20 protein-coding genes are annotated in these 17,402 nt (G+C 61.7%); 13 read left to right on the top strand and 7 right to left on the bottom strand.

Annotated elements, in window-relative coordinates; genetic code table 11:
* Positions 1-49 precede the first annotated feature (49 nt).
* Positions 50-541, bottom strand: a complete 492-nt coding sequence (locus AAC850_RS03095) for an A24 family peptidase (RefSeq protein WP_340587144.1) — start codon at positions 539-541, stop codon at positions 50-52.
* Between the two features lie 11 nt (positions 542-552).
* On the opposite strand from AAC850_RS03095, the gene AAC850_RS03090 reads away from it, so the two are divergent.
* Genes AAC850_RS03090 through AAC850_RS03080 form a run of 3 tightly spaced genes read left to right on the top strand, consistent with a single transcriptional unit; the run spans position 553 to position 2,940 of the window.
* On the top strand, positions 553-1,605 hold the full coding sequence (locus AAC850_RS03090; protein WP_340587143.1) for an alpha/beta fold hydrolase: 1,053 nt from the start codon (positions 553-555) through the stop codon (positions 1,603-1,605).
* Positions 1,559-2,707 carry an NAD(P)/FAD-dependent oxidoreductase gene (locus AAC850_RS03085; RefSeq protein ID WP_422723170.1) on the top strand — a complete coding sequence of 383 codons (1,149 nt, stop codon included), beginning with the start codon at positions 1,559-1,561 and terminating at the stop codon, positions 2,705-2,707. The genes AAC850_RS03090 and AAC850_RS03085 overlap by 47 nt, the downstream gene beginning before the upstream one ends.
* A 56-nt stretch (positions 2,708-2,763) precedes the next feature.
* A complete protein-coding gene (locus tag AAC850_RS03080) occupies positions 2,764-2,940 on the top strand; it encodes a YegP family protein (RefSeq protein WP_340587141.1) in 177 nt (58 codons plus the stop codon).
* A gap of 76 nt (positions 2,941-3,016) precedes the next feature.
* Here the strand turns inward: AAC850_RS03080 and rnhA are convergent, their stop codons facing one another.
* The 3 genes from rnhA to ispH are packed head-to-tail and all read right to left on the bottom strand — an operon-like array spanning position 3,017 to position 5,432.
* Entirely contained in the window at positions 3,017-3,457 is a 441-nt protein-coding gene (gene rnhA / locus AAC850_RS03075; protein ID WP_340587140.1) for a ribonuclease HI, read from the bottom strand.
* Positions 3,454-4,425, bottom strand: coding sequence for a homoserine kinase (thrB, locus tag AAC850_RS03070; RefSeq protein ID WP_340587139.1), 972 nt, complete (start codon positions 4,423-4,425; stop codon positions 3,454-3,456). The genes rnhA and thrB overlap by 4 nt, the downstream gene beginning before the upstream one ends.
* An 8-nt stretch (positions 4,426-4,433) precedes the next feature.
* A complete protein-coding gene (ispH, locus tag AAC850_RS03065) occupies positions 4,434-5,432 on the bottom strand; it encodes a 4-hydroxy-3-methylbut-2-enyl diphosphate reductase (RefSeq protein ID WP_340587138.1) in 999 nt (332 codons plus the stop codon).
* 104 nt (positions 5,433-5,536) lie between these two features.
* Between ispH and AAC850_RS03060 the strand changes: the two genes are divergently transcribed.
* The 9 genes from AAC850_RS03060 (at position 5,537) to tatC (ending at position 12,946) form a co-directional block, all read left to right on the top strand.
* Positions 5,537-6,187, top strand: a complete 651-nt coding sequence (locus tag AAC850_RS03060; protein WP_340587137.1) for a hypothetical protein — start codon at positions 5,537-5,539, stop codon at positions 6,185-6,187.
* A gap of 73 nt (positions 6,188-6,260) precedes the next feature.
* Positions 6,261-8,009, top strand: a complete 1,749-nt coding sequence (argS, locus tag AAC850_RS03055) for an arginine--tRNA ligase (protein WP_340587136.1) — start codon at positions 6,261-6,263, stop codon at positions 8,007-8,009.
* A 3-nt stretch (positions 8,010-8,012) separates the two neighbouring features.
* Positions 8,013-8,723 carry an SPOR domain-containing protein gene (locus tag AAC850_RS03050; protein ID WP_340587135.1) on the top strand — a complete coding sequence of 237 codons (711 nt, stop codon included), beginning with the start codon at positions 8,013-8,015 and terminating at the stop codon, positions 8,721-8,723.
* An 84-nt stretch (positions 8,724-8,807) separates the two neighbouring features.
* A complete protein-coding gene (gene nagZ, locus AAC850_RS03045; protein WP_340587134.1) occupies positions 8,808-9,827 on the top strand; it encodes a beta-N-acetylhexosaminidase in 1,020 nt (339 codons plus the stop codon).
* A gap of 2 nt (positions 9,828-9,829) precedes the next feature.
* Positions 9,830-10,633 carry a segregation and condensation protein A gene (locus AAC850_RS03040; protein WP_422723169.1) on the top strand — a complete coding sequence of 268 codons (804 nt, stop codon included), beginning with the start codon at positions 9,830-9,832 and terminating at the stop codon, positions 10,631-10,633.
* Positions 10,630-11,298, top strand: a complete 669-nt coding sequence (gene scpB / locus AAC850_RS03035; protein WP_340587132.1) for an SMC-Scp complex subunit ScpB — start codon at positions 10,630-10,632, stop codon at positions 11,296-11,298. Before AAC850_RS03040 ends, scpB begins: the two co-directional genes overlap by 4 nt.
* Positions 11,299-11,332: 34 nt before the next feature.
* Entirely contained in the window at positions 11,333-11,575 is a 243-nt protein-coding gene (locus AAC850_RS03030) for a twin-arginine translocase TatA/TatE family subunit (RefSeq protein WP_340587131.1), read from the top strand.
* A 24-nt stretch (positions 11,576-11,599) separates the two neighbouring features.
* Positions 11,600-12,091: a Sec-independent protein translocase protein TatB gene (gene tatB / locus AAC850_RS03025; protein ID WP_340587130.1), complete on the top strand. Its 492-nt coding sequence runs from the start codon at positions 11,600-11,602 to the stop codon at positions 12,089-12,091.
* Positions 12,092-12,094: 3 nt separating this feature from the next.
* Complete coding sequence (gene tatC / locus AAC850_RS03020) at positions 12,095-12,946, top strand: twin-arginine translocase subunit TatC (protein WP_340587129.1); 852 nt, start codon at positions 12,095-12,097, stop codon at positions 12,944-12,946.
* Positions 12,947-13,054: 108 nt separating this feature from the next.
* Here the strand turns inward: tatC and AAC850_RS03015 are convergent, their stop codons facing one another.
* From AAC850_RS03015 to AAC850_RS03005, 3 genes are all read right to left on the bottom strand, one after another.
* Positions 13,055-13,291: a hypothetical protein gene (locus AAC850_RS03015; protein ID WP_340587128.1), complete on the bottom strand. Its 237-nt coding sequence runs from the start codon at positions 13,289-13,291 to the stop codon at positions 13,055-13,057.
* 79 nt (positions 13,292-13,370) lie between these two features.
* Entirely contained in the window at positions 13,371-15,074 is a 1,704-nt protein-coding gene (locus AAC850_RS03010) for an amidohydrolase (RefSeq protein ID WP_340587127.1), read from the bottom strand.
* The gene (locus AAC850_RS03005) at positions 15,071-15,964 is read right to left on the bottom strand and encodes an NAD(P)-dependent oxidoreductase (protein ID WP_340587126.1); all 894 of its coding nucleotides are present in this window, start codon (positions 15,962-15,964) and stop codon (positions 15,071-15,073) included. Before AAC850_RS03005 ends, AAC850_RS03010 begins: the two co-directional genes overlap by 4 nt.
* Before the next feature lie 103 nt (positions 15,965-16,067).
* Between AAC850_RS03005 and AAC850_RS03000 the strand changes: the two genes are divergently transcribed.
* Entirely contained in the window at positions 16,068-17,288 is a 1,221-nt protein-coding gene (locus AAC850_RS03000) for a threonine ammonia-lyase (protein ID WP_340587125.1), read from the top strand.
* Positions 17,289-17,402 lie beyond the last annotated feature (114 nt).

The raw sequence follows: 17,402 nt of genomic DNA, 5'->3' as shown, positions 1-17,402 counted from the left end.
CGCGAAATTTGCGTTTCCCCGGTTAGACCGGAATTGGTTAAAATGAGGTTCACCCGGCTGCCGCGGCTGCGGCAGTTGCGGGCAAATAAAATGTTCCGATGGTCCAAAGACCGGCCAATGCGATGGCCACGCCATATGGAATTGCGAGTTTGTCTTTCTGGCGACGGGCAACGTGCCACATGCCAAATCCGATGGTCAGGACGCCGCCCAGCAGCGCCATCATGATCAGCAGCTTGAGGAAAATCACCGGCTGGATCCACAGCGCGAGTGCGGTCAGCAGCTTCACGTCGCCGCCACCCATCGCACGCAATGCGAACAGCACGGAGAGAACAGCGAAGGTCGCGAGAGCGCAGCCGATCTGGAAGGCAATGTCCGGCCACAGCGCCATGCCCGTGGCGATCCAGAAGAGCGGAGCGCCCAGCGCAATCGCGCCGTTCAGCCAATTGGCAATGCGGCGGCTCTTGAGATCGGTAAACGCAGCAGTAACCAGCGCGATTGCCAGCGCGGCGAGCAGTGCGTACTTGAACGGATCGTCTAGCATAAGGCCCCCAAATGTCCCTTGAGCCTTGTGCTAGCGCCTATCACTTACCAAAAAGTAACCACTGGCAGGAGGATCATATTAGCCAAGTCGCGACAGCCGCCCCCAAGGCATTCAATCGCCGGGCGATCCCCGAAGGCGCAACCGAGGGCACGTGGTCTGCGCCCGACGGGCATGAGATCCGCCATATCGACTGGCCGCAGCCACCCGCGGATGTGACACCGCGCGGATCGATGCTGTTCATGGCCGGGCGCGGCGATGCCTATGAGAAATATCTCGAAAGCTTCGAGCACTGGCGCGAACGCGGCTGGCAGGTCAGCGCCACGGACTGGCGCGGGCAGGGCGGATCGGGCCGGTTAGGTAATGATCTGGCCACGGGACACATCGATGATTTTGCCCTGTGGATCGCCGACCTTGCAGATTTCTGGCGTGGCTGGGCGGAGGGGCGCGAGGGACCGCTGGTGCTGGTAGGCCATTCGATGGGTGGCCATCTGACCTTGCGGGCGGTGATGGAGAAAGTGCTCGATCCAGCACCCGACGCGCTCATCCTGTCCGCACCCATGCTTGACACCTTCCCTGACCTTGTGCCGCTGCCGGTCAAGAGAGGCTTTGCAAAAATCATGGCAAAGCTTGGCGACCCCAAGCGGCCCGCGTGGAAGATGAGCGAAAAGCCCGGTTCCAAGCCCGGGATGCGCCAGACCCTGCTGACACATGATGTCGAACGCTATGAAGACGAGCTCTGGTGGCGCAGCCATCGGCCCGAACTGGAGCTTGGCCCGGGTAGCTGGGGCTGGGTAAGCGGCGCGATGGAAAGTGCGACAGCGCTTTTCCGACGCGGCGCACTGGAAAGCGTGGAGGTTCCTGTTTTCATCGTTGCAACCGCTGCCGACAGGCTGGTGAGCCCATCCGCAATACGCAGCGCCATCGCCCGGCTCGCCAATGTCGAATCGCTCATGTTCGGAGACGAGGCGCGGCACGAAGTCCTGCGCGAAGCCGACCCGGTACGCATTCATGCGCTGGATGCCATTGACGACTTCCTCAAGCGCAAGGTCGCACCCGGTGGCTGAATGCTTCGACGTTGCCATTATCGGCGCAGGAATGGCCGGAGCCAGCCTTGCCGCCGAGCTCGGTCCCGACATGCGGGTCATCGTGCTCGAGGCGGAGGATCAGCCCGGCTACCATGCCACGGGTCGTTCCGCCGCGTTCTGGGAGCAATGTTACGGCGGTCCGGAAATCGTGCCCCTTACCAGCGCATCAGGCCCGTGGCTGCGCGATCACGGCTTCCTTGGTGACCGCGGCGCCCTGTATCTCGCGCGCCAGCAGGACCAGCCTGCCATCGACGAATTCTTCCGCAAGTTTGCTGGCGCAGACGTTTCACCGGTGCAGATCGGGCGCGATCAGCTTGAAAGCCATGTGCCCGGCCTGATGCCCGAATGGGATCGCGCGATCCACCAGCCGCAATGCGCCGACATCGACGTGGCCGGCTTGCACCAGCACTATCTGGGCGTCGCCCGCGCCAATGGTGCGAGGGTGCAATGCCGCTCTCGCCTGGCAGCCGCCAAGCGTCATCTGGATGGCTGGGATCTCCAACTCGAAAATGGCGAAACGATCAGTGCGGGCGTTCTCGCCAATGCGGCGGGTGCTTGGGCGGACCGGGTAGCACAAATCGCGGGCGCGCATCCGTTGGGCATCACGCCTTTCCGGCGCACGGTTGTGCAATTGCGCACCGATCCGGCACCTCCAGCCGACCTCCCTCTGTGTCTCGACATATCGGGCAATTTCTATTTCCGTCCCGAAAACGGCAAGCTGTGGCTCAGCCCGCACGACGAGATACCATCGGACCCATGTGACGCCGCGCCCGAAGAATTCGGCGTGGCGCTTGCTATCGACCGGCTTGAACATGTGCTCGACTGGCGCATCGAGGCAGTCGAGCACAAATGGGCCGGCCTGCGCAGCTTCGCGCCCGATCGTCGCCCGATCTATGGATATGACGCCGAAGTGCCTGGTTTCTTCTGGTTTGCGGGGCAGGGCGGCTATGGAATCCAGACCGCTCCGGCTGCCGCACGCCTTGGCGCGCAGCTTCTCAAAGGCGAGCCACGTGACGCAATGACCCAGGCGCTGGATGTAAAATTGTATGAGCCAGCCCGTTTTGCGAAGGCATCGGCCTAGCCAAGAGCCTCATGTTTGATATGTAACGCTCGACTGTAACGAGGGAGACTATCCGAATGGCCCACCATTTCCAGATTTACAAAGACAAGGCTGGCGAATTCCGTGTTCGCTTCAAGTACAATGACGAGGTCATGTTCTCGACCGAAGGCTATTCATCCAAGTCGAGCGCCAAGAATGCCATCGCCTCGATCCAGAAGAACGGCCCGGGCGCCAAGGTAGTCGACGAGAGCTGATCCGCCTCGGCGTAATGAAATCACCAAGGGGGCCGGTCCTTCGCGGGGCCGGCCTTCCTGTTTTGCAATTGCGGCCCTATTTGCCGTTGATCGCGTCGGCTGCGTCGCTAGCGAGCTTGTCGACCCGGTCATTTTCGGGGTGGTCGGAATGGCCTTTGACCCATTCCCAGGTGATCTTGTGCGGTGCTGCGGCCTCGATCAGGTCGTGCCATAAATCGGCATTGCGCACTGGTTTTTTGCTGGCGTTCATCCAGCCCTTTCTCTTCCAGCCTTCGATCCACTTGGTCATGCCGTCAATAAGATAGCGGCTGTCAGTATGGAGCGTGACTTCGCACGGCTGGATGAGCGCGCGCAGCGCCATGAGCGCGGCGGTCATTTCCATCCGGTTGTTGGTTGTATCGGGCTCGCTGCCGCACAATTCCTTTTCGTGCCGTCCCATGCGCAGCAAGGCGCCCCATCCGCCGGGGCCGGGATTGCCCTTGCACGCGCCATCGGTGAATATTTCGACATGCTTCATCCGAAGACCTGCGCTCCCTCGCGCTTGTAAAAATCGAAGCGGCGCATGAAATCCATCGGGTCCTTGCGTGTGACGAGCGCATCGGCAGGCGTTTCAATCCAGTCCTGCGCGCGGCTGGAAACAAAACGCATCGCCGCTCCTTGCGCAAGCAGGGGTAGCGCGGATTTCTCCGCTTCCTCCAGCACTCGCACCGTTTCGTAGCCTGCCACCAACGCCTCTCCAATGTCTGCGCGATAGCTTCTTCCGTAATCGGCGAAGCTCCACGCGGCATGTGTCACCGCCAGATCATAGGCCATTGCATCATGGCAAGCGAAATAGAAATCGATAAGACCGCTTACTTTATCGCCCAACATCAACACATTGTCGGGGAATAGGTCCGAATGGATGATGGAGCGAGGCAAACCTTGCGGCCAGTTTGCCGCGACGCGCTGCGCTTCGCCAAGGCTGGCGGGCAGGGCGGGGTCGATGGCTGCAAGCGCCTCCTCGCCGCAATCAGTAAGCACCTGTGCCGAGGTCGCCGGCCCGAGGTCATTGGCGCGCCGGGCGGGATAGTCCTGCGCCGCCTGATGCATCTGCGCCAGCACAGCGCCGACATTACGGGCCTGTGCAGGCGTGGGATGATCGACGGAAACGCCGGGCAGAAATTCGATCAGCGCCACGGCCTTGCCGTCAAGTTCGCGCGAGGCTGCGCCCTCGCGGTCGTGTATTGTGCGCGGAACGGGTGCGCCATGGCTCGAAAGATGATCGAGCAGGCCGAGGAAAAACGGCAGTTCGGCAATGTCGATCCGGCGTTCGTACATGGTCAGGATGAAACGCTTGTCATTGGAAGCGCTGCCGCTGGTTTCGATCAGCCAGTTGGAATTGGATACACCCTCGGCAATGCCCTTGGCTGACACCAGTTCGCCAACGTCATATCGGGCGATCAGCGTGGCAAGGTCTTCAGCCGAAAGCTGCGTGTAAACCGCCATCGGCTCGCCTAGTCGGTCAGCTCACGGGGCAGCTTGAAGACCATCTTCTCTTCTGCCGTGCGCACCTTCTCTTCTTCGATCGTGCGCCACTCGCCCAGCTTGTCGATCACTTCACGCACGAGCAATTCGGGGGCGGAAGCGCCAGCGGTGACGCCGATAGTGCCCACGCCTGCGAGCCATTCGGGGTCGATCTCGCTAGCGCGCTGGATCAGCTTGGCATCGGTGCCGAGCCGTTCTGCCACTTCCACCAGCCGCAGCGAATTGGAAGAATTGGGCGCGCCGATAACCAGCACCAGGTCGCAGCTCGGGCTGATGGCCTTTACCGCTTCCTGCCGGTTGGACGTGGCGTAGCAGATGTCCTCGGCGCGCGGTCCCACGATCTGCGGATAGCGGTCTTGCAAGGCGGCAATGATTTCGCGCGTATCGTCTACGGAAAGCGTGGTCTGCGTGAGGAAAGACAGGCTGTCTTCCTGCGTGAATGTCAGCTTGGCGATGTCTTCCACGGTCTCCACGAGGGTCATCTGGCCTTCGGGGACCTGGCCCATCGTGCCGATAACTTCCGGATGCCCGGCATGGCCGACGAAGATGATGTGCTGCCCTTTGTCGATCTGGCGTTCGGCCTGCCGGTGGACCTTGCTGACCAGCGGACAGGTCGCGTCGAGATAGACCATCTTGCGCCGCTGCGCCTCTGCCGGAACCGCCTTGGGCACGCCATGCGCGCTGAACACGACCGGCGCATCATCGGGCACTTCGTCCAGTTCCTCGACGAAGATTGCACCCTTTTCGCGCAGGCCGTCGACCACGAAGCGGTTGTGCACGATTTCATGACGGACATAGACCGGCGCGCCGAACTTCTCGATCGAGCGTTCGACGATTTCGATGGCACGATCCACTCCGGCGCAGAACCCGCGCGGAGCCGCAATCAGCACCTTCAGCGGCAATTTTGCATCCGATTCGGCCTTGGCTTGCGCGCTGGCGGAGGACGTTTCCTGAAAGGGGGCGTTCATAGTCGTGTCTCTAGCGGTTGTCGGGCTCTCGTGAAAGAGCTAGGGGCCTGTTCCTTGGAACGGGGTCTTATCTTGCTCCGATCTCGCCAGTATCAAGGACGCATATGCAGTTTCGATCCGCCCTCATTGCACTCGCCGCACCCGTAGCCCTGCTTGCCGGGTGTAGTTCGGATGGCGATATTGTTGTCGACTCGGGCGTTGGGATCACCGCGCTCCGCTCCGTCTGTCCCGCCGTGGGCGTACCCGATTATACCGGCGATGTGACGATGTTCTCGCGCCCCGATGCGCGCACGGCCGATGCGCTGGACGTGACTGCCGCCATCACCAATGTGCGCAGCACGTGCAACGATACCGGAGCGCAGGTCTACACCAGCGCCACATTCGACGTGATCGCTATGCGCCGCGATGTGCGCGGTGCGCGTACTGTTGAACTTCCCTATTTCTCTACCGTCATGCGCGGCGGTTCTTCGGTCGTCGCCAAGCGCGTTGGCACGGTGACGCTGAACTTTGCTGACGGGCAGGAGCGCGCACAAGCCAGCGGGACCGCCGGAGCCTATGTGGACCGTGCCGCTGCCACCTTGCCGGAAGATATTCGCGAACGGATCACACGTCGCCGCCGTGCCGGTGACCAGTCCGCCGCAATCGATCCCTTGTCCGAACCCGATGTGCGCGCCGCCGTGGCCCGCGCCACGTTCGAACTGCTGATCGGCTTCCAGCTGAACGAGGACCAGCTCGCCTACAACGCCACGCGCTGATCGGGCCGTTAAACCAGCAGACGCCTGAAAGGGTGCTTTTCGCTCTGCGCGAAACAGGCTAACGGCCCTGCCTATGTCTGAATCACAAACGCTTTACGCCGCTTTTGCGGCCCGGATCGACGCCGTTCTCGCCGCGCTGGAAATGGAAGGCGACCTGCCGCCCGAGACCAGCCGCGCCAACGTGAGCGTCGAGCCGCCGCGTGATCCCTCGCACGGCGATCTGGCGACCAACGCCGCGATGGTGCTGGCCAAGGCCGCGAAGACCAATCCGCGTGCCTTGGCGGAGAAGATCGTCGCGCATCTCGACCGCGATCCGCTGATCGAAAGCGCCGAAATCGCCGGACCCGGCTTCATCAACCTGCGCCTCGCCCGACAAAACTGGATCGAGGAACTCTCCGCCATTGCCGCGCTTGGCGATGATTACGGCAAGTCCTCCTTCGGTGAAGGCAAGCGGGTGAACATCGAATACGTCTCCGCAAACCCTACCGGACCCATGCACATGGGCCATTGCCGTGGTGCTGTCGTCGGCGACGCACTGGCATCGCTGCTCGAATCTGCAGGCCACGAAGTCACGCGCGAATATTACGTCAACGATGCGGGCGGTCAGGTCGATACGCTCGCCCGGTCTGCGCACCTGCGTTACCGTGAGGCGCTGGGCGAGGATATCGGCGAGATTCCCGAAGGCCTCTATCCGGGCGCCTATCTCGTACCGGTCGGCCAAGCGGCAGCAGAGGAATTCGGCGACCGCTTCCAGAACGAACCCGAGGCCGAATGGCTCGCCATTTTCCGCGCCTTTGCGGTCGAGCGGATGATGGATCTTATCAAGTCCGATCTCGCTTTGCTGAGCATCAACCATGATGTTTTTGCGTCCGAAGCTGCCTTGCAGGCTGCGCAAAAGCCAGAGGCTGCCGAGGCGTGGCTGCGCGAACATGATCTCGTCTACGATGGCGTGCTGGAAGCGCCCAAGGGCAAGGCGCCGCCCGAAGATTGGGAGCCGGTCGAGCTGCCGCTATTCCGCAGCACCAGGTTCGGCGATGATCAGGACCGGCCGATCAAGAAGTCGGACGGCAAATGGACCTATTTCGGCGCCGATCTTGCCTATCACATGCAGAAGGCCGAAGATGCCGACGCGCTGATCGACATCTGGGGCGCCGACCATGCGGGAACTGTCAAACGCATCAAGGCAGCTGTAGCAGCCCTGTCCGAAGGCGAGGGCAAGCCCATCCCGTTCGACGTGAAGCTGGTGCAGATGGTACAATTGCTGCGCGGCGGCGAGCCGGTGAAAATGTCCAAGCGCTCAGGCAATTTCGTCACCATTGCCGATATGGTGGAAGAAGTGGGCAAGGATGTCGTGCGATTCTCCATGCTCACCCGCAAACCCGAAGCGCAGATGGATTTCGACTTCGCCAAGGTTGTCGAGCAGTCGAAGGACAATCCGGTTTTCTACGTCCAATATGCCCACGCGCGGATCAGCTCGATCCTGCGCAAGGGGGCCGAGGAAGGCATCACGCCGAGCGCAGATGGACTCGATTTGCTGGGCGAACATGACCTCGCGGTGATCAAGCAAGCTGCGCAATTCCCGCGTGAGGTGGAGGCGGCCGCACGTGCGCGCGAGCCGCACCGGATCGCGTTCTACCTTTATGACCTTGCAGCGGCCTTCCATGCCTTGTGGAACATGGGCAATGACGATCCCGGCAAACGCTTCATCGTGGGACACGACCCCGCCATTTCGAGTGCAAGGCTTTTTCTCGCGTCACAAATCGGGCAGGTTATCCGGAACGGCTTGGCGCTATTGGGTGTCGAGGCGGTCGAGGAGTTGTGAGCGATGGCATATCCGGGCAACGGGGATAGTGACCTGGACGAATACGGCGCAGAAGAAGGGCAAGGTCCGTGGGGCGAGGAAGAGCAACTTGCTCTCGCCGATGACGACGAGGAATTGCCCTGGCTTGAAGCCGACGAATACGACGAGGATACCGGCTTCGACTGGCGGTTGATCGTCTATGCAATGCTCGGCCTTGTAATAATCGGTGCGATCCTGACCATGGCGTGGTTCCTGACCCGCGACAGTGGTGGACCTGACTATGTTGCAGACGGCAGCACGATTGAAGCGCCTGAAGGCCCGTACAAGCAGCGCCCCGATGATCCGGGCGGCCTCGAAGTTGCCGGTACGGGCGACCAGGCTTTCGAAATTGCCGAGGGCGAGGCACGGCGTGGACGCATGGCCGGCGATGATGATGAACCCGCCGAAGCGCGCCCGTCGCTCGATCTCGATCAGGCCGAAGCTACCGCAGAAGCAGAAACCGGCGCGGTCTATGTCCAGATCGGGGCCTACAGCACCCGTGCAGAGGCTGAGCAGGGCTGGAGCCTCCAGTCGCAACGCTACAGCGCGCTCTCCGGAATGCGGCACCGGGTCAGGGAAGCCGATGTCAGCGGTGCGAAAGTCTTCCGCCTCCAGGCAATTGCCGGTGACCGTGACAGCGCGGAGGCGACCTGCCGTGCCATCCGCGGAGCGGGCGGCGATTGCTACCTTCGCTAGGTTAACTACGAAGGTGGCTGTTTTCCCCGATACGCTGGGGCAAACAGCTTGCAGGTTGCCCGCTTTTCAGGCGTAAATGCCGGTATGACGCCCGCAATCTTCGGCCTGTCCGGTCCAGTGCTGACCGATGATGAACGCGCCTTCTTCAAGCAGGCCGATCCGGCGGGTTACATACTGTTCGCCCGGAATTGCGAAACACGCGGTCAATTGCGCGCCCTGACCGATGATTTGCGCAATCTCCACGGGCGCGAAAAGCTGTTCATCAGCATCGACCAGGAAGGTGGCCGCGTTGCCCGCATGAAGCCGCCCGAGTGGGATGCCTATCCCCCGCAGGGTGCCTTTGCCGCGCTTTACGACATCGCCCCTGCCAGCGCCATCGAGGCGGCTCGTGCCAATGCGCAATTGCTGGCGCTCGATCTGGCCGAGGTGGGCATCACGGTGGATTACCTGCCCCTGCTCGATGTAGCGGTCGAGGGCGCACATGACGTAATCGGGGACCGCGCGCTGGGACGCGAACCGATACAGGTTGCGGCCTTGGGGCGCGCAGTGCTGGACGGGCTGGCTCGCAGCGGCGTTGCGGGCTGTATCAAGCATATGCCCGGCCATGGGCGCGCGCAGGTGGATAGCCACAAAGACCTTCCGATCGTCACGGCCTCAGATGAGGAACTGGAGATCGATATCGCTCCTTTCGCCAAGCTGGCCGATGCGCCCATGGCGATGACGGCGCATATCCGTTTCACCGCATGGGATGCAGAACGGCCGGCAACGCAGTCCGAAACCGTGATCGACAAGATCATCCGCCAGCGGATCGGTTTCGACGGTCTTTTGCTGAGCGACGACATCGACATGCAGGCGCTCGACGGGACGGTGCCCGAACGCTCGGTCCGCGCCATCGCGGCGGGCTGCGATGTCGTGCTCAATTGCTGGGCCAAGCTGGATGATATGGCAGGAACGGTCGAAGCGCTGCCGCCAATGCCCGAACAAGGCCTAAGACGGCTTGAAAGGGCTCTCGCCAATGTCGGTACGGTAAACGATAAAACTGCGCGCGCGGAATTACTCGACAGCCGCGACCGTCTGCTGGCGCTGGCAAAGGCGGAAGTATGAGCATGGACAATCTCATCATCGGCGAAACCGATGCCGAAGGCGCGGAAGAGTGGGAAGGCATTGCCGCCCCTGCGGCCAATGAGCAGAACGCGCTCTATCTTGAACTCGATGGTTGGGAAGGCCCGCTCGACCTGCTGCTCGATCTTGCGCGGCGGCAGAAGGTCGATCTCAAGTCGATCTCCATCCTTGCTCTGGTTGACCAGTACATCGATTACATCGAGCGGGCAGAGGCCTTGAAGCTTGAAGTGGCCGCCGATTACCTCGTGATGGCGGCGTGGCTCGCCTATCTCAAATCCGCGCTGTTGCTTCCCAAGGAAGAGCAGGAAGACCCCAGCCCCGAAGAGTTGGCGCTCAAGCTGCAATTGCGGCTCCAGCGTCTCGGCGCGATGCGTGAGGCAGGAGCGCGGCTGATGGGCCGCGACCGGCTGGGCCGCGACGTGTTTGCCCGCGCTGCGCCCGAAGGATTGAAAGTGCTGCGCAAGAACGCGTGGCAGTGCGACTGGTACCAGCTCGTTCGCGCTTATGGGCAGGTCAAGCTGCGCACCGAACCTGTGGTGCATATGGTGGCGGAGCGCCCGGTGATGACGCTCGATTCCGCGCTCGACCGGGTGTCGGCCATATTGGGCGTCAACGTGGACTGGATGGAGATCCGCGCCTTCCTGCCCGCCGATGCCGAACCGCGCCTGAAACGCTCGGCGCTCGCTTCCAGCTTTGTCGCCGCGCTCGAACTGGCACGTATGGGACGGGCGGAACTGCGGCAGGACAATGTATTCGGCCCGCTCCACCTGCGGCGGATTTCTGCATGAGCCAGCCGTCCGACCTTGCCCGCGCGGTGGAAGCCTGCCTGTTCGCGGCGGAAGAACCGATGACGCACCAGCAGATCAGCGCGCATCTGGGCGATGCCGACGTGCGGGAGGCTCTGGCCGAATTGCAGGCCACTTATGATGGACGAGGTATCGTTCTGGTGGAACGTGGCAAGCGTTGGCAATTCCAGACTGCGCCCGATCTGGCGCACCTCTTGCGGCGCGAAAAGGAGCAGGTTCGGCGGCTGTCGCGTGCAGCGACCGAAGTGCTGGCGATCATAGCCTATCACGAACCTGTGAGCCGCGCCGAGATCGAGGCCATCCGCGGGGTGCAGACCAGCGGCGGGACGCTCGACGTGCTGATGGAAGCGGGCTGGGTGCGCGTTGCCGGTCGGCGCGAAGTGCCCGGTCGTCCGGTGATTTATGCGACCACGCCAGACTTTCTCAGCCACTTCGGGCTGGAAACGCGCAAGGACTTGCCCGGACTGGACGAAATGAAGGCGGCCGGCCTGCTCGATCCGGTCGATGATGCCTATGAAGACATGGTGGCCCAGAAGGAAGAGCAGATGGCCGAGGCGCAGGCGCGCGAAGCCGAGGACGCCGCCGAAGCGGCTGAATCTGATGCCGAAGATGCGGCAATGCTGGAAAACCGTGATCAAAGCGCCTAGATTGGTGTGACGTAATCAATACAAGGAAAGTTCCATGGGTGTCAGCGTCTGGCAGATCCTGATTGTTGCCGTCGTCGTACTCGTTCTCTTCGGACGTGGCCGCATCTCGGAAATGATGGGCGATTTCGGCAAGGGAATCAGCAGTTTCAAGAAGGGCATGAACGAGGACGAGAAGCCATCGTCCGAATCCAGCCCGCAAATCGAAGCACCTGCGCCCACTCCAGCGCCGACAGCTTCGGAGACTACCGAGTCCACGACCGACAAGAACGCCTCCTAATCTTCCGGGAAGAGCGCCGCAGCCATGTTTGATATCGGCGCAACCGAACTCCTCCTCCTTATCGTGGTGACGATCCTCGTGATCGGCCCCAAGGACATGCCGATGGCGCTGCGCACTATCGGGCGCTGGGTCGGCAAGCTGCGCAAGATGTCCGCGCAATTCCGATCCGGCTTCGACAACATCGTGCGCGAGGCCGAGTTGGAGGAGATGGAAGCGAAGTGGAAAGCGCAGAACGAAAAGATCATGCGCGAACATCCCGAGGGTGTGCCGGCGGAAATGGAGCCGACCGGGGCCTATCCGTCGGAAATGTCGCAGGAAAAGGCCGCCGAACTGCGTCGCACTGCTGCGGCAGAGCGCGAACAGGCCATTATCGCCGCTAAAGAAGCTGCCGCGGCCGAGGCTGGTGATCCGCCGACTGCCGGATCGGCAGAAAGCCGCACTTCACAGAACAAACCTGCGCCCGATAAGCCGGAATCCGCTCCCGAAACGCCTCCAGAGCAGGCCAAGGGGGAGTAGGCGATGGCGCTCAAGCTCAAGGATCTGGATGACTCGCAAGCGCCGCTGCTTGATCACCTGATCGAACTGCGCCGCAGGCTCGTGCGCGCGGTCGCGGCCCTGGCGGTTGCCTTCGCGGTCTGTTTCTATTTCGCAGACCAGATCTTTGGCTTCCTCGTCCTGCCGCTGACTGCTGCCTTTCCCGAAGGGCAGGGCCAATTGATCTACACGCGGCTGTACGAAGCATTTTTCGTCGAGATCAAGGTTGCCCTGTTCGCCGCGTTCTTTGTCGCCTTTCCGATAATCGCCAACCAGCTTTGGGCCTTTGTGGCACCGGGCCTTTATGCGCGGGAGAAGCGGGCTTTTCTGCCGTTTCTTATCGCAACTCCCGTCCTATTCACGATGGGTGGCGCGCTCGCTTATTTCGTGGTCATGCCGCTTGCCTTCACCTGGTTCCTGGGATTTCAGGGTAATGCGGGTGGGTTGGAGGCGCAGGCGCTTCCCGCGATGGGCGATTACCTCGACCTTGTGATGCGTTTCATCTTGGCATTTGGCGTCAGTTTCCTGCTGCCGGTCCTGCTGATGCTGCTCAACCGCGCCGGACTGGTGTCGCGCGCGCAATTGGTTGCGGCACGCAGATATGTGATCGTTGGCGTGTTTGCTGTGGCGGCAATCATTACGCCGCCCGATCCCGTGACGCAGATCATGCTGGCCACGCCGCTGATCCTGCTGTTCGAAGGCTCACTGGTGCTCATGCGGCTGACCGAGAAGCGTGACCGTGAACGCCGTGAAGAGGATGATGCGGAACATGCAGCGTCGGAATCACCGACGGACGGTGAAGTGCCCAAGGCGAAGGCCGAAGACCCCGCCAAATAGCCGGCATCCTGACCGCACGGCAGTGTGCAAACCGGCTGGCTCGCCAAATCCACACAAAAAACGGGGCCACTCAGGACCCCGTTTTTGATTTCGTGTTGTGCGACCGGCTTACGGGCTGGTCGGCAGGGGTTCGTCGTCATCACCGCCAGCGGCGATAATGATACCTGCGATGATTACCGCTGCAGCGAGGAGTGCGAGAAGCAGTCCGCCGCTCTGGCCTTCAAGCTGTTCGCTCTGCATTTCGACCGGCGCGGGAGCGCGATCAATCGAAGCTTCCTGTGCGAGTACGGGCGTGGCGGATAGAGCCAATGCGGCTGTGGCAGTGGTGAACAGTTTGGCGATCATTGGATTCTCTTCCTTTAATTCGGTCGTCGCGAAATGGGGTCTTAGCGCGTGTTCATGATGAAGGCGAGTTAAAATTACCCTATCGTCCCATGACTTGCGCGGGTTCGCCCCTCTCGATCAACGGTTCTTGTAGCCCAGAGTCATAAACGCGCTGGCCGGCAATCCACGTTTCCTCGACACGTATTTCGCGTATCTGTTCGGGACCCGCAAGCAAGGGATCGGCGGACAGGAAAACAAAGTCCGCCCGCTCGCCCGGTGCCAGTCGTCCGAACCTGCCGTCGGCAAACCCGGCGTAGGCAGCATTCGCTGTATAGGCGGCAAGTGCCTGTTCGCGGGTGATTGTTTCATCGGGGCGCCAACCGCCGAAGGGTTGGCCCGCCGCATTGGTCCTGCTGATGGCAACGGCCAGTCCGGCGAGCGGATCGACCGGCTCGACCGGTGCGTCTGTCCCGAATGCCAGCGTGCCGCCATTGGCAAGAATGGTGCGCCAGGCATAGGCACCTCCCAGTCGGTCGTTGCCCAGTCGGGCTTCGGCCATGAACATGTCGCTGGTCTGGTGTACAGGCTGCATGCTGGCGATGATGCCATGCTCCCCGAACCGTGAGATATCGGCCGGATCGACAATTTGCGCGTGTTCGATGCGCCAACGCCGGTCGCCGGTGTAGTCGGCAGACAACTCTTCGATTGCATTGAGCGCGTCGGCATTCGCAGCATCGCCAATTGCATGGATAGCGACCTGGAAATTGTCGAGCGCGGCGCGGCTCATGAGATTGCGCAATTGCGTACCACTGGTGATGGGAAGGCCGCGATTTCCGTGATCGTCCTCGTAATCGTCCTTCAGCATGGCTCCGCGAGAACCCAGTGCGCCATCGAGATAGATCTTGACCCCGTTCAGCCGCAAGCGGTCGTCGTACAACCACTGCGTTGGCCTGGGCCCGCCGATCAGCAGCATGGAATCGACCGAGTCGGCATAGGCCATCACGCGGACCTGCAACCAGCCGGCATCGCCGGCGCGGCGGATCGTCATCCAGTCCTCTACCGTCGTCCCCATATCGGCCATCGCGGTGATGCCGTGGCGCAGCAGGATATTCTGCGCGTTGTAGAGCGCGAGATCGCGATCCTCGGGCAGGGGCGGGGGAATATGGCTTGCGACCAGCGGGATCGCGGAATCGACCAGCACGCCTGCGGGCGCTCCGCCTGAAAGGCGTTCGATACGTCCGCCGGCCGGGTCGCGTGTGCGCGACGTGATATCGCCCGCTTGTAGCGCGAGGCTGTTACCCCATCCTGCGTGGCCATCGACCCGTTCGAGCCAGACGGGCCGGTCCGATACGACTTCATCCAGCTCGGCGGCGGTCGGGAAGCGGCCCAGCCCCCAGGTTTCCTGATTCCATCCACGCCCGATGATCCACGGGCGGTCAGGGTAGGCGGCAGCATAGGCGGCGATGCGGCTGAGAGCTTCATCGAGCGAGCGCGTTTCCGACAGGTCGAGCACAAGCGTGCCGAGGCCCAACCCCATCAGATGCGCGTGGGCATCGATGAATCCGGGCATCATCACGCGCCCTTCGCCATCGATGCGGTAGTCGATCTCGCGCGTCGGGCGATCACCGAAATCGAGCAATTCGGTAATCCGCCCGTTCTCGTCGATCACCAGCCCGGCGAAGCGGTCCACCGAACCGTCACGGTCGACCGAAATACCTTCGATGTTGTCGATCCACGTGTCGGCGTACGCGGGGTTGGCCCACGCGCAGATTGCGGCGGCAACGGCAAATAAAGCTGGCTTCACTGTGATTTTACCTCTGGCAAATGACGGATTAGGGCGCTGGTATCCTGCCGGGCACCGCCCGCAGATTGCACCTGCGCATAAAATTGATCGACCAGCGCGGCGACGGGCAACGAAATGCCCTCCGCCTTCGCTTCGCCAAGCGCGATGGCAAGATCCTTGCGCATCCAGTCTATCGCAAAACCAAAATCGAACTCGCCGCGCACCATTGTCTCCCAGCGGTTTTCCATCTGCCAGCTTTGCGCTGCACCGCCCGATATGGCCTCGAGCACCTTGCCGGTATCGACGCCGGTGGCCTGCGCCAGTCGCACGCCTTCGGAAAGGCCTGCAAGCACGCCCGCGATGCACACCTGATTAACTGCCTTGCACGCTTGCCCCGCGCCCGGCCCGCCGATGTGAACGATCCGCGCAGCAAACGCCTCCATCACCGGTGTCGCAGCCGCCATCGCCTCGTCGGAGCCGCCGCACATGATCGCCAGCTTGCCACTTTCTGCGCCGGCCTGCCCGCCAGACACCGGCGCATCGACCGCGAGCAGGCCGCGCTTGTCGCTGGCTTCGGCGATTGTGCGTGCCAGTTCGGGTGAGACGGTGGTGTGATCGATGAAAAGCGCGCCTTCCCGCATTGCGAAAAGTGCACCATCGTATGCCAACATGACACCGGCAACGTCGTCGTCATTCCCAAGGCAGGCAAGGACGACATCCTTGCCTGCAACAGCGTCGAGCGGCGTGGCGGCGGTTGCGACGTTCAATCCTTCATCGGCCAGCGCGCTCTTCCACGCCTCGGCACGGGCGGCGGTGCGATTGTATCCGGTGACATCGTGCCCGGCGCGGGCGAGGTGCGCGGCCATCGGCGCGCCCATCACGCCAAGGCCGAGAAATGCGATAGTGCTCATGCCGCAGGTTCCTGCCTGCAGTTTTGCCGCAAGGCAATCTTTGTGGGCGACAAGTGCGCTGCCTATTCCCCTCGCGCGCCAATCTGGCTACTCGCATGGCCCTATGACGCAGACCTCACTGACCCTCGCCGACGTCCAGGAAGCCGCCAAACGTATCGAAGGCGCGGTCGTGCGAACGCCGACGATGCATTCGCAAACCTTGTCCAGTATTACCGGGGCGAACATCTGGCTGAAGTTCGAAAACCTGCAATTCACGGCAGCCTACAAGGAACGCGGTGCGCTCAACGCGCTGCTGCAATTGTCCGATGAACAGCGCGAGCGCGGTGTGATCGCGGCTTCTGCCGGCAATCATTCGCAGGGGCTGAGCTATCATGGCACCCGTCTGGGCGTGCCAGTCACCATCGTGATGCCTCGAACTACGCCCGTGGTGAAGGTGATGCAGACCGAATCCGTGGGCGGCAAGGTCGTGCTCGAAGGGGAGACTTTCGACGATGCGCAGGCCCATGCGCGCCAGCTTGAAAAGGAGCTGGGCCTGACTTTCGTGCACCCGTTTGACGATCCGCATGTTGCAGCTGGTGCAGGCACGGTTGCGCTGGAATTGCTCGAAGACGGACCCGACATTGATTGCCTTGTCGTGCCAATCGGTGGCGGCGGTCTTATCAGCGGGATGAGCACTGTGGCGAAAGCGCAGGAGCGCGAGATCGAGGTTATTGGTGCTGAGGCGCAGCTATTTCCTTCCTCCTACAACTCATACAAGAATGAAGACCTGCCGTGCGGTGGTGACACGCTGGCGGAAGGAATCGCGGTCAAGCAACCGGGCAAATTCACCCAAAGCGTTATCGACCGGCTGGTCGACGACATCGTGCTTGTGGACGAGCGGCATCTTGAAGAAGCGGTCAGCCTGCTGTTGCAGATCGAGAAGACCGTGGTCGAAGGTGCCGGGGCAGCAGGATTGGCCGCGGTGCTTTCCTATCCCGAACGTTTCGAGGGCAAGAATATCGGCCTGGTCCTGTGCGGTGGCAATATCGACACGCGGTTGCTCGCCAACGTGCTGCTGCGCGACCTGGCCCGTTCTGGCCGCCTGGCCCGGCTCCAGATCACTTTGCAGGACCGCCCCGGCGCATTGTCAAAGGTGATGGGCGAGTTCGAGGCGCATAATGTCAATATCATCGAGATCTACCACCAGCGCATTTTCACCAACCTGCCCGCAAAGGGTCTTATTACGGATATCGAGTGCGAAGCACGCGACCGTGAACAGCTCGAAGCTTTGGTTAAATCCTTGTCCGACAAGGGGTATAAGGTCAGCCAGGTCGAACTGAACTGACCCGAAACGGGGCGTTTGTAGGTTCGGCAAGGCTGGCTGTGGAAATTAAGCCTGCACTAACGCGAATTTGTGGTTAACATGGTTCCAACACCCGAGTCTCGCGTGCATGACGGA

Source organism: Erythrobacter alti (assembly GCF_037996805.1).
GTDB lineage: Bacteria > Pseudomonadota > Alphaproteobacteria > Sphingomonadales > Sphingomonadaceae > Alteraurantiacibacter > Alteraurantiacibacter alti.
Note: the sequence above shows the minus strand (reverse complement) of the source record. Positions and strands in the feature narration are given on the sequence as shown.